Source organism: Amycolatopsis sp. CA-161197, from assembly GCF_050942255.1.
Classification (GTDB): domain Bacteria; phylum Actinomycetota; class Actinomycetes; order Mycobacteriales; family Pseudonocardiaceae; genus Amycolatopsis.
Window position 1 is genome coordinate 5,264,274 of sequence record NZ_CP192059.1, and the last position, 16,836, is coordinate 5,281,109.

Annotated in this window: 1 protein-coding gene (cut by a window edge); it reads left to right on the plus strand. The window is 74.8% G+C overall.

Annotated features, from left to right (window positions below):
* Positions 1-16,836, plus strand: the 5' portion of a protein-coding gene (locus ACQPXB_RS24720; protein WP_432856763.1) for a type I polyketide synthase. It continues 13,956 nt past the right edge of the window; 16,836 of the gene's 30,792 nt are visible here — the first part of the coding sequence; the start codon lies at positions 1-3; its stop codon lies beyond the right edge, outside the window.

The window sequence follows — 16,836 nt, forward strand, 5'->3', positions numbered from 1 at the left end:
GTGGTGCCCGCGGATCCGGACGACCCGGTCGTGATCGTCGGCGCGGCCTGCCGGCTGCCCGGCGGCATCAGCTCGCCGGCGCAGCTGTGGGACGCGCTGCTGACCGGCACCGACGCGATCGGTGAGTTCCCCGACGACCGCGGCTGGGACGTCGCCGCCGTCTACGACCCGGACCCCGACCGGCCGGGCCGCACCTACGCGCGCCGCGGCGGGTTCCTTTCCGACGCCGCCGAGTTCGACGCCGGGTTCTTCGGCATCTCGCCGCGGGAGGCCGCGGCGATGGACCCGCAGCAGCGGCTGCTGCTGGAGACGTCGTGGGAGGTCCTGGAGCGCGCGGGCGTCGACCCGTTGAGCCTGCACGGCAGCGCGACCGGCGTGTTCGTCGGCGCGGAGAACCACGAGTACGGCCCCGGGCTGCAGGACGCGCGGGACGGCGCCGAGGGCCACCTGATCACGGGCACGGCCGGCAGTGTCGTCTCCGGGCGCATCGCCTACCACCTCGGGCTTCAGGGCCCGGTGCTCACGATCGACACCGCGTGCTCGGCTTCGCTGGTCGCCCTGCACGTCGCGGCGCGGTCGCTGCGGCAAGGCGAGTGCGAGCAGGCGCTGGTCGGCGGCGTGGCCGTGATGGCGACGCCGGGTTCGTTCCTCGCCTTCAGCCGCCAGCGGGGCCTTTCGGCCGACGGCCGGTGCAAGGCCTTCGGTGCCGGCGCGGACGGCACGGGCTGGAGCGAGGGCGCCGCGATGGTGCTCGTCGAACGCCTGTCGACCGCCCGCGCCCGCGGGCACCGCGTGCTCGCCGTGCTGCGCGGCTCGGCGGTGAACTCCGACGGTGCGAGCGCCGGGCTGACCGCGCCCAACGGCGTGGCCCAGCAGCGGGTGATCCGCCAGGCGCTGGCCGACGCGGGCCTGCGTCCGTCCGAAGTGGACGCCGTCGAGGCGCACGGCACGGGCACGCGCCTGGGCGACCCGATCGAGGCCGCGGCCTTGCAGGCGACCTACGGGCGGGACCGGGAACGGCCGTTGCTGCTGGGGTCGGTGAAGTCGAACCTCGGGCACACCCAGGCCGCGGCCGGTGTCGTCGGCGTGATCAAGCTGGTGGAGGCGCTGCGCCACGGCGTGCTGCCGCGCACCCTGCACGCCGACGAGCCGACGCCGCACGTCGACTGGGCGGCCGGCGCGCTGTCGCTGCTGACCGAGGACACCGACTGGCCGGAGACCGGCCGTCCCCGTCGCGCGGCGGTGTCGTCGTTCGGGTTCAGCGGCACCAACGCGCACGTCGTGCTGGAACAGGCGCCGGATGAACTCACCGAACCCGTGGAGCCGGCGGAGGTCGCGGTGCCGCTGGTGCTTTCGGCGCGCACGCCGGAGGCGCTGCGGGTCCAGGCCGCGCAGCTGAGTGCGGTGGTGGACCACGGTTCGGCACTCGACGTCGCGTACAGCGCCGCCATCGAGCGTGCTGCGCTGGAGCACCGCGCGGTGATTCTCGGCGACCCGGCCGAAGGGCTGGCGGCGCTGGCGTCGGGGAGTTCGCACCCGGGTGTCGTGACCGGCACCGCGGGGCACGGGCGTCTCGCGTTCGTTTTCCCGGGCCAGGGCGCGCAGCGCGCCGGGATGGGCCGGGACCTGTACGAGCGGTTCCCGGCGTTCGCCGCGGCTTTCGACGCAGCGTGCGCCGAGCTCGATCTGCACCTCGACGTGCCGCTGCGCTCGGTCGTCTTCGCCGAACCCGGCACGCCCGAGGCGGCGCTGCTCGACCTGACCGGGTACACGCAGCCGGCGTTGTTCGCCTACCAGGTCGCCGCGTTCCGGCTGGTGGAGTCGTGGGGCCTGCGGCCCGACGTGGTCACCGGGCACTCGATCGGCGAGGTGGCCGCCGCGCACGTCGCGGGGATCTGGTCGCTCGCCGACGCGAGCGCGTTCGCCGCGCACCGCGGCCGGCTGATGCAGCAGCTGCCCGCCGGAGGGGCGATGCTCGCGGTCGGCGCCGACGAAGCCGACCTGGCCGACTTGCTGGCTGAGCACGACGACGTCTGCGTCGGCGCCATCAACGCGCCCGGCTCCGTCGTGCTTTCCGGCGCGGCGGAGGCGATTGCCGCGATCGAGGCCGTGGTGCGAGAGCGTGGGCTGCGCGCGAAACAGCTGACGGTGAGCCACGCGTTCCACTCGGCCCTGATGGAGCCGGCGCTCGACGAGCTGAGCTGGGTCGCCGACGTGCTTGCCTACCGCGAGCCGCGGATCCCGATCGTCTCCACGCTCACCGGCGCGCGCCACGACCTCGGCTCGCCCGAGTACTGGGTGCGCCAGGCCCGTGAGGCCGTCCGGTTCGCCGACGCCGTGGCGACACTGCGCGAAGAAGGTGTGACGGCCGCCCTGGAGCTTGGCCCGGACGCCGTGTTGTCCGGTCCGCTCGCGCAGGGGCTGGCCGGGGAGAGCGAAGCCGTCGCCGTCCCATTGCAGCGCGAAGGCCACGATGCCTACGCGGCGCTCGCGGCGCTGCACGTCCACGGCAACGGTCCGAAGTGGACCGAGTTCTTCGCCGGCTTGGGCGCCCGGCACACGGACCTGCCGACGTATCCCTTCCAGCGCAAGCACTTCTGGCTCGACGCCGGGGCCCGCCGCGGCGGCTCGCTCGACCACCCCGTGCTCGACTCCGTGCTGGACCTCGCGGGTTCGGCCGGGCTCGTGGTCACCGGGTCGCTCTCGCGCACCACGCACCCGTGGCTGGCCGACCACGAGATCGGCGGCACGGCCATCGTGCCCGGGACCGGCCTGGTGGAGCTGGCGATCCGCGCCGCCGACGAGGCCGGCTGCGACCGTGTGGCGGAGCTGGTCCTGGAAGCGCCGCTGCTCGTGCCCGCGGACGGCCGCGTGGAACTGCAGCTCGCGCTCGGCGAGGCCGACGACACCGGCACCCGCACGTTGACCGTCCACTCGCGCCCGCAAGGCGGCGGCTGGACCCGCCACGCCACCGGGCTGGTCGCCTCGGGCTCCGCCGACTTCGCGTTCGCCGAGGAGTGGCCGCCCGACGGCGCGGAGCCGGTCGACGTCACCGGCGCCTACGACCGCCTCGCCGCCGCGGGGTACGGCTACGGCCCGGCGTTCCAGGGCCTCACCGCCGCGTGGCAGCGCGGCGACGACGTGTTCGCCGAGGTCGTCCTGCCGGAGGCCGCGCAGGGCGACGCGCCGTTCGCCGTGCACCCGGCCCTGCTCGACGCCGCCCTGCACGCCACCGCGCTCACCTCGGGGGAGTCGCGCGCGACCCTGCCGTTCTCGTGGACCGACGTGACCCTGCACGCGAGTGGCGCGACCGCGCTGCGTGTACGGCTCACCCCGGCCGGACCGGACACCACGGTGCTGCACGCGACCGACCCCGAGGGCGCCCCGGTGTTCTCGGCCGGTTCGCTGCTGGTGCGCCCGGCGCCGGAGAGCTTCGAGTCCGCTGTGGACGGTGCCGAGCTGCCGCTGTGGCAGCTCGACTGGGTGCCCACGCAGCCGGCCACGCCGTTCACCGGCACCGTCGGCGTCCTGGGCGCGGACCCGCTCGGCCTCGCCGTGCCGGGCAGCCACACCGCGAACACGCTGGCCGACCTCGCGCCCGCCGACATCGTGCTGTACCCGATCGAGAACGCCGCGCCGGCCGAGGTGCTGGGCGTGGTGCAGGACTGGCTGGCCGACGAGCGGTTCGCCGATGCCCGCCTGGTCGTCGTGACGCGGGGCGCGGTCGCCGTCGACGACACCGAGGAGATCACCGATCTCACCACCGCCCCGGTGTGGGGCCTGGTGCGCTCGGCCGCACTGGAGAATCCCGGCCGGTTCGCGCTGGTCGACACCGACGCGGCTGAGGTCACGAACGCGTTGGCGGTCGGCGAGACGCAGGTCGTCGTGCGGGCCGGCGAGGTCCGCGTCGCGCGGCTCGCCCGGTTCTCCTCCTCGCTCGTCCCGCCGAGCGGCACCCCGTGGCGGCTCGACAGCCGGCGCAAAGGCAGCCTCTACGCGCTGACCCTGCTGCCGTTCGCGGTCGCCGAGGCGCCGCTGGGCGCGCACGACGTCCGCGTCGCCGTCCGCGCGGCCGGCCTGAACTTCCGCGACGTCCTCAACGCACTCGGCATGTACCCCGGCGAGGCCGGTCCGCTCGGCGCCGAACTCGCCGGCGTCGTCACCGAAGTCGGTTCGGCGGTTCAGGACCTGGCCCCGGGCGACCGCGTGTTCGGCATGCTCGACGGCGGCTTCGGCCCGCTGGCCGTCGTCGACGAGCACTACCTCGCGCGTGTCCCGGACGCCTGGAGCGACGCCGACGCCGCCGGCGTGCCGCTGGTCTTCCTCACTGCGTACTACGCGCTGGTCGACCTCGCCGCGGCCCGGCCCGGCGAGGCGATCCTGATCCACGCCGGGGCCGGCGGCGTCGGCATGGCCGCGATCCAGCTCGCGCACCACCTCGGCCTCGAGGTCTACGCGACGGCCAGTGAGAGCAAACAGGCCGTGCTGCGCGAGCTGGGCGTCGCCGACAACCACATCGCGTCCTCGCGCACCCTGGACTTCGCCGGGCAGTTCGGCCCCGTCGACATCGTCCTCAACGCGCTCGCGGGCGAGTTCGTCGACGCCTCGCTCGGCTTGCTGCGCGAAGGCGGCCGGTTCCTGGAGATGGGCAAGACCGACTTGCGCGCGGGCGTGCCCGGCTATCGCGCGTTCGACCTCGTCGAGGCCGGCCCGGAACGCACGCGCGAACTGCTCGCCGCGTTGCTGGGGCTGTTCGAGGCCGGGACGCTCACCCCGTTGCCGACGAAGACCTGGGACGTCCGCCGCGCGCCGGAGGCGTTCCGGTACATGAGCCAGGCCAAGCACGTCGGCAAGCTGGTGTTCACGATGCCGCGCGCGTGGAACCCCGACGGCACCGTGCTCATCACCGGCGGCACCGGCGGACTCGGGCGTGCGCTGGCGAAGCACCTGGTCGCCACGCACGGTGTGCGGCACCTTTTGCTCGCCGGCCGCCGCGGTCCGGACGCGCCCGGCGTCGACGAGCTGCTGGCGGAGCTGCCCGGCACCGAAGTCACGGTCGCGGCCTGCGACACCGCCGACGCGGACGCGGTTCGCGCGCTCGTCGCGAGGGTCGACCCGGCGCACCCGCTCACGGCGGTCGTCCACGCCGCGGGCGTGCTCGACGACGGTGTGGTCGGCTCGCTCGACGCCGGGCGGTTCGACGCCGTCACCGCGCCGAAGCTGGGTGGCGCCTGGGCCCTGCACGAGGCGACGCGCGAGGTGGACCTCGCCGCCTTCGTGCTGTTCTCCTCGATCACCGGTGTGCTCGGCGGGCCCGGCCAGGCCAACTACGCCGCCGCCAACACCGGCCTCGACGCCCTCGCCCGCCACCGCCACGCCCGCGGCCTGCCCGCCACCGCGCTCGCCTGGGGCGCGTGGTCACCCGAGGCCGGCATGACGGCCGAACTGTCCGAAGCGGACCTCGCCCGCCTGGCCCGCGACGGCCAGCCGCCGTTGCCCCTGGCCGAAGGGCTTGCCCTCTTCGACGCCGCCATCGCCACCGACAGCCCGGTGGTCGTCCCCGCGCTGGTCGACACCACGGCGCTGCGCGCGCTGCCGGCGGTGCCGGAGGTGTTCCGCGGCCTCGTGCGCGGACCTCGCCGCGCCGCGGCGGCCGGCTCGGACACCCGGCTCACCGGACTGTCCACAGCGGACCGCGAGGCGGCGCTGCTCGACACCGTGCGCTCGGAGATCGCCGCCGTGCTCGGCCACGACTCGGCCGACGGCGTCGAGGTCTCCCGCCCGTTCCGCGACCTGGGTTTCGACTCGCTCACCTCGGTGGAGCTGCGCAACCGGCTCGCCGCCGCGACCGGCCTGCGCCTGGCGCCGACGCTCGTCTTCGACTACCCGACGCCGCTCGCGCTCGCCGCGTTCCTCGCGGGCGAGCTCGGCGGCACCACGTCCACCGCCGCGACGCGGACCACCCGCGTGACCGGCGACGACCCGCTCGCGATCGTCGGCATGAGCTGCCGCTTCCCGGGCGGCGCCGATACTCCTGAGCAGCTGTGGCAGCTGCTGACCTCCGGCGGCGACGCGATCGGCCCCGTCCCGGCCGACCGCGGCTGGACCGGCCTCGGCGGCCTGCGCGGCGGGTTCCTTGCCGGCGCGGCCGACTTCGACGCCGAGTTCTTCCGCATGAGCCCGCGTGAAGCCCTGGCCGCCGACCCGCAGCAGCGCCTGCTCCTGGAAGCCGCGTGGGAGGCGTTCGAGCGCGCGGGCATCCGGCCCGGCACCGTCGCCGGCTCCGCGACGGGGGTGTTCATCGGCGCGTCGAGCGCGGACTACGCCCAGCTGCTCACCGGCGCCGCGCGGGCCGAAGGTTTCGTGCTCACCGGCAACACGGGCAGCGTGATGTCAGGCCGGCTGTCTTACACCTTCGGGCTGGAAGGCCCGTCGGTCACCGTCGACACCGCGTGCTCGTCGTCGCTCGTGGCGCTGCACTTGGCCGCGCAGTCGCTGCGGACCGGCGAAAGCTCGCTGGCGCTGGTCGGCGGCGTGACGGTGCTGGCCGACCCGTCGATCTTCGCCGAGTTCGGCAAGCAGGGCGGCCTCGCCGCCGACGGGCGCTGCAAGGCGTTCGGCGAAGGAGCCGACGGCACCGGCTGGTCCGAAGGCGTCGGCATGCTGCTCGTCGAGCGGCTGTCCGACGCCCGGCGCAACGGCCATGAGGTCCTCGCCCTGGTCCGCGGCACCGCGGTGAACCAGGACGGCGCGTCCAACGGCCTGACCGCCCCCAACGGTCCCGCTCAGCAACGTGTGATCCGTTCGGCGCTGGCGAATGCCGGACTGTCCACTTGGGACGTCGACGCGGTCGAGGCCCACGGCACGGGCACGGCGCTGGGCGACCCGATCGAGGCGCAGGCGCTGCTGGCCACGTACGGCCAGGACCGCGAAACGCCGCTGCTTCTGGGTTCGGTCAAGTCGAACCTCGGCCACACGCAGGCGGCCGCCGGGGTGGCCGGCGTGATCAAGATGGTCCTCGCGCTGCGGCACGGCGTGTTGCCGCGCACCCTGCACGCAGGGGAGCGGTCCTCGCGCATCGACTGGGCGGCCGGCGACGTCGAGCTGCTCACCGAGGACACGCCGTGGCCCGACGCCGGCCGCCCGCGCCGGGCCGGGGTGTCGTCGTTCGGCATCAGCGGCACCAACGCGCACGTGATCCTGGAGCAGGCGCCGCCGGTCGCCGCGCCGGTGGTCGTCGAGCCACGAGCGGGACTCGTCCCGTGGCCGCTCTCGGCGCGTACGCCCGAGGCGCTGACCGCGCAGGCCGCACGGCTGGGTGCCTTCGTCGAGGAGCACGACGCTCGGACCACCGACGTCGGCCACACGCTGGCCGCGCGCACGGCGTTCGACCACCGCTCGGTGCTGGTCGACGGGGCCGAGGTCGCCCGCGGTGAAGCGGCCGACCGGACGCCGGCGGTGCTGTTCGCCGGGCAGGGCGCGCAGCGGCTCGGCATGGGCCGTGAGCTGCACGCCCGGTTCCCGGTGTTCGCGGCGGCGTTCGACGAAGCTCTCGCGCTGCTGCCGGACGGCCTGCGTGAGGTCGTGTGGGGCACCGACGAGGAGGCGCTGAACGACACCGGTCGGGCGCAGCCGGCGTTGTTCGCGCTGGAGGTCGCGCTGTTCCGGCTCGTCGAGTCGTGGGGGATCGCGCCGCAGTTCGTGGCCGGCCACTCGATCGGCGAGATCGCCGCCGCGCACGTCGCCGGGGTGCTGTCGCTCGCGGACGCGGCCCGGCTGGTCACCGCTCGTGCGAAGCTGATGCAGGCGTTGCCGCGCGGAGGCGAGATGGTGGCGCTGGAGGCCACCGACGACGAGGTCACGCCGCTGCTCACCGCGGACGTCTCGATCGCCGCCGTCAACGGGCCGCGGTCGGTGGTGGTCGCGGGCGACGAAGACGCGGTCGCTGCCGTCGTGGAGTGTTTCGCGGACCGCCGGACGAAACGGCTGAGCGTGTCGCACGCGTTCCACTCGCCGTTGATGGACCCGATGCTGGACGAGTTCCGCGCCGAGGTCGAGCAGCTGAGCTTCGCTGAGCCGGCGATCCCGCTCGTGTCCACGTTGACCGGTGCGCTCGCGACGGCCGCCGAGCTCGCCTCGCCCGAGCACTGGGTCCGGCACGTGCGCGAGACCGTGCGCTTCGCCGACGGGGTGACCGCGCTGGCGGCTCAGGGCGCCAACGCGTTCCTGGAGCTGGGGCCCGACGGCACACTGTCCGCCCTGGCGTCGGCTGTCGTGCCGGACGCCGTCGTCGTTCCGGCGCTGCGCCGCGAGCGTGCCGAGGAACTCTCCGCCGTCACGGCGCTGGCCACCCTGCACGTGGCGGGCGCCGACGTCGACTGGTCGCCGTTCTTCCCGGGTGCACACCGGATCGACCTGCCCACCTACGCGTTCCAGCACGAGCGCTACTGGCCCGAGCCGCCGGCCGGCAGCGATCCGGTCGCGCCGCTGCGGCACCGTGAGTCGTGGGTCCGCATCGCCGCCGGTGAACGTAAGCCGGGCGACTGGCTCGTGGTGGCGGGGGCGGACAGCGAGCTGACTGACTTCGTCGCCGGAGCTCTCGATGCCGAGATCACGACCGTCGGCCAGCTGGCCGGCCGCGTCGGCGAGGTGGCGGGTGTGGTGTCCCTTGTGGACACCGCCGGCACCGCCGAAGTGGTGCAGATCCTGGCCGAGACAGGCACCCGGGTCTGGGCGGTGACGCGGGAAGCCGTGAGCGCCGCCGACACCGTGGTGAATCCGCGCGCGGCCGGTGTGTGGGGCCTCGGGCGCGTGGCCGCGCTGGAGCACCCGCAGCTGTGGGGCGGTCTCGTCGACCTGCCCGCCACGCTCGACGCGACGATCGCCGATCGGCTTGCCGCCGTGCTGGGCGGGGCCGAGGACCAGGTCGCCGTCCGCGCCTCCGGGGTCTACGGCCGCCGGATCGTGCCGGTCGGCGCGGCCGCGGACGAGACGTGGGCGCCGTCGGGCACCGTGCTCGTCACCGGCGGCACGGGTGCCCTCGGCGCGCAGGTCGCGCGCCATCTCGCCGCGGCCGGCGCCGAGCGCCTGGTGCTCGTGAGCCGCCGCGGTGCCGAGGCGCCGGGCGCGGCCGAGCTGCGCGCGGACCTGGCGGAGTCGGGCGCCGACGTGGTGGTCGAGTCCTGTGACGTCGCCGACCGCGACGCTCTGGCCGGTCTGTTCGCGCGGCACGAGATCACCTCCGTCGTCCACACGGCCGGCGTGCTCGACGACGGCGTGCTCACCGCCCTCACCCCCGAGCGGCTCGACGCGGTGCTACGGCCCAAGGCCGAAGCCGCGCTGCTGCTCGACGAACTCGCCGGCGACGTCGAGAAATTCGTGCTCTTCTCCTCGGTCGCCGGAGCCGTCGGCAACCCAGGCCAGGCGAGCTACGCCGCGGCCAACGCCGTGCTCGACGCCCTGGCCCAGCGGCGCCACGCCGAAGGTCGCCCCGCGACGTCGATCGCCTGGGGCGCCTGGGCGGGTGACGGCATGGCCGCCGGGCTGCGCGCCGACCTCGCGCCGACGACCGCGCTCACCGCGTTGCTGCAGGCCGCCGCCGAGCCCGAGCCCACGCTCGTCGTCGCCGACCTGGCCGACCCCGAAGCCCTGGCGCCGCTCGTCGCCGCGCGGGCGTCGCGGTCGCTGGCCGAGCTGCCCGGCGCGCGTGACCTGGCGGCCCCGCAGGCCACCGGCACCCTGCGGGGCCGTCTCCTGGAACTGTCCGAAGAGGACCGTGAAGCCACGACGCTGACGCTGGTCCGCGAGCACATCGCCGCGGTCCTCGGGCTGTCCGGCACGGCCGGCATCGGCGCCGACCGCGCGTTCCGCGACCTGGGCTTCGACTCGCTCACGGCCGTCGAACTGCGCAACCGCCTCGAGACCGCCACCGGTCTGGCGTTGAGCAGCACCGTGGTGTTCGACCACCCGAGTGCCGCCGCGCTGGCGACCCACCTGATCACCACGGCGTTGGGCGAAGACGCCGCCCTGCGCCCGGTGACCACGACGACGCGCGTGACCGACGACCCGATCGTGATCGTCGGCCTGGCCTGCCGGTTCCCCGGGGGCGCGGCCACCCCCGAGCAGTTCTGGGACCTCGTGGCCGGCGGCGAGCACGGGATCTCGGACTTCCCGGCCGACCGCGGCTGGGACCTCGACCGGCTCGCGGGCGACGGCCGAGGCCGCAGCGCCACCCATCTCGGTGGGTTCCTCTACGACGCCGCCGACTTCGACGCCGGCTTCTTCGGCATCTCCCCGCGTGAAGCCCTCGCGATGGACCCGCAGCAGCGCCTGCTGCTGGAGACGACGTGGGAGGCGTTCGAGCAGGCCGGCATCGACCCGGCAACGCTGCGCGGGTCGAGCACCGGCGTCTTCGTCGGCACCAACGGCCAGGACTACGGGGCCCTCATTGCCACCGCACGCGAGGATCTCGAAGGCCACTCGGGCACCGGCGTCGCCGCCAGTGTCGTGTCCGGCCGCATCTCCTACACGTTCGGCTTCGAAGGCCCGGCGCTGACCGTCGACACGGCGTGTTCGTCGTCGCTCGTCGCGATGCACCTCGCGGCGCAGTCGCTGCGCGGCGGCGAGAGCTCCCTCGCGCTCGTCGGCGGCGTGACGGTCATGTCGACGCCTGAGGGCTTCAGCGAGTTCACCCGCCACGGCGGCCTCGCCGCCGACGGCCGCTGCAAGGCCTTCTCGGACGACGCCGACGGCACCGCCTGGGGCGAGGGCGTCGGCCTGCTCGTCCTCGAACGCCTCTCCGACGCCCAGCGCAACGGCCACCGCGTCCTCGCCACCGTACGCGGCAGCGCGGTCAACCAGGACGGCGCGTCCAACGGCCTGACCGCCCCGAATGGCCCGTCGCAGCAACGCGTGATCCGCGCCGCCCTCGCCGACGCCGGACTGTCCACTTCGGACGTCGACGCCGTCGAGGCGCACGGCACCGGCACCGCGCTCGGTGACCCGATCGAAGCCCAGGCCCTGCTGGCCACGTACGGGCAGGACCGGGAAACGCCGCTGCTGCTGGGTTCGGTGAAGTCCAACATCGGGCACACCCAGGCCGCCGCGGGAGTCGCCGGCGTGATCAAGATGGTGCTCGCGATGCAGCGCGGCACCCTGCCGCCGACGCTCAACGTCGGCGCGCCCTCGACGCACGTCGACTGGAGCGCGGGCGCGGTCGAGCTGCTCACGGAGGCGGCCGTGTGGCCGGAGACGGACCGGCCGCGTCGCGCGGGCGTGTCGTCGTTCGGCATCAGCGGCACCAACGCGCACGTCGTCCTCGAAGGAGCCCTCGCCGAGGAGCCGGCGCCGGTCGAGGACCGCGACCTCGTGCCGTGGGTCGTTTCCGCGCGCAGCCCGGAAGCCCTCGACGCCCAGGTCGCACAGCTGACCGAACTGACCGGCGCGCACCGCCTCGATGTCGGCCACTCGCTGCTCGGCCGGACCACCTTCGAGCACCGCGCCGTGGTGCTGGCCGACGCGGACGCCGTCACCGAGGTCGCCCGCGGCTCCGCGGCCGACCGCACCCTGGCGATCCTGTTCGCCGGCCAGGGTTCCCAGCGGCTCGGCATGGGCAGGGAGCTGTCCGCCCGGTTCCCGGTGTTCGCGGCGGCCTTCGACGAAGCCCTCACCCTGCTGCCCGACGGGTTGCGCGAGGTCGTCTGGGGCGTGGACGAAGAAGCGCTGAACGCGACCGGTTCGACGCAGCCCGCGCTGTTCGCCCTGGAAGTCGCCCTCTTCCGGCTGGCCGAGTCGTGGGGGATCCGCCCCGCGTTCCTGGCCGGGCACTCGATCGGCGAGATCGCCGCGGCCCACGTCGCCGGCGTGTTCAGCCTCGAAGACGCCGCGAAGCTCGTCACCGCCCGGGGGCGGTTGATGCAGGCCCTGCCCGCCGGTGGCGTGATGCTGTCGCTGCGGGCGACCGAAGACGAGGTGACGCCGCACCTGACCGGCGACGTCACCATCGCCGCCGTCAACGGACCGGAGTCCGTGGTGCTCGCGGGCACCGAAGCCGCCGTGACCGCCGTCGCCGAGCAGTTCGGCGATCGCAAGGCCAAGCGGCTGAGTGTGTCCCACGCGTTCCACTCGCCGCTGATGGACCCGATGCTCGCCGAGTTCCGGGCCGTCGCGGAAACCCTGACCTACGGCGAACCGCGGATCCCGCTCGTCTCCACGCGCACCGGCGCGGCCGCAGGCCCGGGCGACTTCGTGACGCCCGAGTACTGGGTCGGCCACGTCCGCGAGGCGGTCCGGTTCGCCGACGGCGTCCGCACGCTCGCCGGCCTCGGCGCCGACACGTTCCTGGAGCTGGGCCCGGACGGCGTGCTGTCCGCGATGGCGCTCGGCTGCCTGGACGACGACGCCGTGGTGGTGCCGTTCCTGCGCCGCGACCGGGCGGAAGACCGCTCGGCGCTCACCGCGCTCGGCGCCCTGCACGTCGCCGGGGTCCGCGTGGACTGGACCCCGCACACCGGCGGCGGCCGCCGCGTCACCCTGCCCACCTACGCCTTCCAGCGCGAACGCTTCTGGCCGAACCTCGTCTCCGGAGCCGGCGACGTCGCGGCTGCCGGGCTCGTCGCGGGGGAGCACCCGCTGCTGGGCGCGGCCGTGCGGCTCGCCCACGGTGACGGCGCGCTGTTCACCAGCCGCCTCTCGCTGGCGACGCACCCGTGGCTGGCCGACCACGCCGTCGGCGGCGACGTCCTGTTTCCCGGCACCGGATTCCTGGAGCTGGCGCTGCGCGCCGGCGACCAGGTCGGCTGCGACCGCGTGGAGGAGCTCACGCTCGCCGTCCCGCTCGTGCTCCCGCGCACCGGCGCGGTGGCCGTGCAGATCTGGGTCGGCGACGCGGACGCCGACGGCCGCCGTGAGGTGACCGTCCACTCCAGCCCCGCCGGCGAGCCCGATCCCATGTGGACACTGCACGCCTCGGGCCTCCTCGCGACCGGCGAGCACACGGCCGAGCTCGACATCTCCACCTGGCCGCCGGCCGGTGCCGAACGCGTCGAGCTCGGCGAGTTCTACCCCGCACTGGCCGCCGAGGGCTTCGGCTACGGCGAGACCTTCCAGGGCCTGAAGTGGGTGTGGCAGCGCGGCGACGAGGCGTTCGTCGACCTCGCGCTGCCGGCGCGGGTCGAGGACGCCGACGCCTTCGGCCTGCACCCGGCCCTGCTCGACGCGGCCCTGCACGCGATCTCCTTCGCCGGCCTCGACGCCGCCGGCAAGCGCGTGCTGCCGTTCTCCTGGAACGACGTGTCGCTGCACGCCACCGGTGCGTCCGCGCTGCGGGTCCGCCTGACCCGGACCGCGCCCGACTCGGTCGCGCTCACCGCCGTCGACGTCGAGGGCGCCCCCGTGCTGTCCGTCGGCACGCTCGTGATGCGCGAGGCGACCGCGGCGAAGGCCCCGGAGGCCGAGTCGCTGTACCGCGTCGGCTGGGTGGCCGCGCCGCAGCTGCCGGCGGGCGAGGACTTGCGCTGGGCCGTGCTCGGCGCCGACTTCGACATCCCGTTGCCCGCCGTGATGGCGGACCCTGCGGACGCCGACGTGGTCGTCGTCCCCGTGCTCGGCGGTACGGACCTGCCCGGCGCACTGCGTGAGGTGACGAGCCGCGTGCTCGGCCTCGTGCAGGAACACCCCGATGCCCGGCTGGTCTTCGTGACCCGCGGCGCGGTGTCCACCGTGGACGGTGCCGACGTCGCCGACCTCGCCGCCGCGTCGGTGTGGGGCTTGATCCGGGCCGCGCAGACGGAGAACCCGGACCAGTACGTGCTGGTCGACGTGGACGACGACCCGGCCTCGCTCGCGCTGCTGCCCGGGATCGTGGAATCGGGCGAGCCGCAGGTCGTGGTGCGTGAAGGCACCGCGCACGTGGGCCGGCTGGCCAAGCTGTCCGCGGGCCCGGCCCTGCTGCCGCCCGCGGACGGCGCGCCGTGGCGGCTCGACAGCCGGGCCAAGGGCAGCCTCGACGACCTCGTGCTGGCCGCCGACCCGGAGCTCGCCGCACCGCTGACCGGCCGTCAGGTGCGCCTGCGTGTCGAGGCGGGCGGCATCAACTTCCGCGACGTGCTCAACGCGCTCGGCATGTACCCCGGCGAAGCCGGTCCGCTCGGCGCCGAAGCGACCGGTGTGGTGGTGGAGACCGGCCCGGACGTCGAGCACCTGGCCGCGGGCGACCGCGTGTTCGGCATGGTGCCCGACGGCTTCGGCTCCCTGGCCGTGGTGGACGAGCGCTACCAGACGAAGGTGCCCGACGGCTGGTCCGCCGAGACGGCCGCGAGCGTGCCACTGGTCTTCCTCACGGCCTACTACGCGCTGGTGGACCTGGCCGGGTTGCGGGCGGGGGAGTCGATCCTGATCCACGCCGGCGCGGGCGGCGTCGGCATGGCCGCCATCCAGCTCGCGCACCACCTCGGTGCCGAGGTCTACGCGACGGCGAGCGCGGGCAAGCAGCACATCCTGCGTGAGCTGGGCGTGGCCGAGGACCACATCGCGTCCTCACGCACGCTCGACTTCGAGGAGAAGTTCCGCGCGGTCTCCGGCGGCCGCATCGATGTGGTGCTCAACGCCCTGGCCGGCGAGTTCGTCGACGCTTCCCTGCGCCTGCAGGGCGAAGGCGGGCGGTTCCTCGAGATGGGCAAGACCGACGTCCGCGAGGAGACTCCGGGCTACCGCGCGTTCGACCTCTTCGACGCCGGCCCCGACCGCACGCGCGAAATGCTTTCCGCCCTGGCCGGGCTGTTCGCCGAAGGCGTGCTCGAACCGCTGCCGGTGACCACGTGGGACGTGCGCCGGGCGCGCGACGCGTTCCGCTTCATGAGCATGGCCAAGCACATCGGCAAGCTCGTGCTCACCGTGCCGCGGCCGTGGGACCCGGACGGCGCCGTGCTCATCACCGGCGGCACGGGCGGGCTGGGCCGCCTGCTCGCGCGGCACCTGGTGACCGAACGCGGAATGCGGCACGTCGTGCTCGCCAGCCGCCGCGGCCCGGACGCCCCCGGCGCGGCCGAGCTGGTGGCCGAGCTCGGCGTCTCGGTCGTCGCGTGCGATACCAGCGACGCCGACGCGGTGCGCACGCTCGTCGACGGCTTCGACCGGCCGATGACGGCCGTGATCCACACCGCCGGGGTGCTCGACGACGGCGTGCTCGATTCCCTGACCCCCGAACGGTTCGACCGCGTGCTGGCGCCGAAGGCCGACGCCGCCTGGTACCTGCACGAAGCCACCCGCGACCACGACCTCGCCGCCTTCGTGCTGTTCTCCTCGGTCGCCGGCGCGATGGGCAGCCCGGGCCAGGCCAACTACGCCGCCGCCAACGTGGCTCTCGACGCCCTCGCCGCCCACCGGCGCGCGTTGGGGCTGCCGGCCACCTCGTTCGCCTGGGGTCCGTGGGGGCAGGGCAGCGGCATGACGAGCGAGCTGACCGAAGCAGACCTCCAGCGCATGAGCGCCGGCGGTATGCAGCCGATCGACGCCGAGCTCGGCATGCGGATGTTCGACGACGGCGTCGCCTCGCTCGAACCCCAGGTCGTCGCCGCGCGCCTCGACACACAGGCTCTGCGCCGGCAGCACGAGATCCCGGCGCTGCTTCGCGGGCTTGTCACCGGCGCGCGCCGCAGCGCGGCCAAGGCCGGGTCGGGCAAGGCGAAGACGCTGGTGCACCAGCTCGTCGCGCTGCCCGAGGCGGAGCGGGCGCGGTTCGTGGCCGAGCTGGTCCGCGGTGAGGTCGCGGCTGTGCTGGGCCACCCGTCGGCCTCGACCATCGACCTGCGCAAGGAGTTCCGCGAGCAGGGCATCGACTCGCTCACCGCGGTCGAGCTGCGCAACCGGCTCGTCGCGGCGACCGGCCTGCGCCTGACCTCGACCCTCGTCTTCGACTACCCGACGCCGGGCGTCCTCGCCGAGCACGTGCTGGGCGAGCTGCTCGGCGACGTGGCCGCGGAGGCCGACACTGCCACGGTCACCCGGGCGCACACCGGCGACGACCCGATCGTGATCGTCGGCATGGGCTGCCGGTACCCCGGCGGCGTGCGGTCGCCCGAGGACCTGTGGCGGCTCGTGGACACCGCGGGCGACGCCATCGGCGGGTTCCCGACCGACCGCAACTGGGACGTCGAGAAGCTCCTCGGCCTCAGCCAGACCCGCCACGGCGGGTTCCTGCAGGAGATGGCCGGCTTCGACGCCGCGTTCTTCGGGATCTCGCCGCGCGAGGCCCTCGCGATGGACCCGCAGCAGCGGCTCGTGCTCGAGACGTCGTGGGAAGCCCTGGAACGCGCGGGCATCGCGCCGAACTCCTTGCGCGGCCGGCGAGCCGGGGTGTTCGTCGGCGCCACGCACGGTGGCTACCAGGAGATGCTCGGCTCGGTCGCGGCGGAGCTGGCCGGGCACCTGCTGACCGGCAACACCTCCAGCGTGATGTCCGGCCGCGTCGCCTACACCCTCGGCCTCGAAGGCCCGGCGGTCACGGTCGACACGGCGTGCTCGTCCTCGCTCGTCGCGCTGCACCTGGCGGCGCAGGCGATCCGCTCCGGCGAGTGCACGATGGCGCTCGCGGGCGGCGTCACGGTGATGGCCGGGCCCGACGGCTTCAGCGAGTTCAGCAAGCAGGGCGGCCTCGCGCCGGACGGGCGCTGCAAGGCGTTCGCCGACGGCGCGGACGGCACCGGCTGGGGCGAGGGCGTCGGCATGGTCGTGCTGGAACGCCTGTCCGAGGCGCGCCGCCACGGCCACGAGGTGCTCGCCGTGCTCCGCGGCTCCGCGGTCAACCAGGACGGCGCGTCCAACGGGCTGACCGCCCCC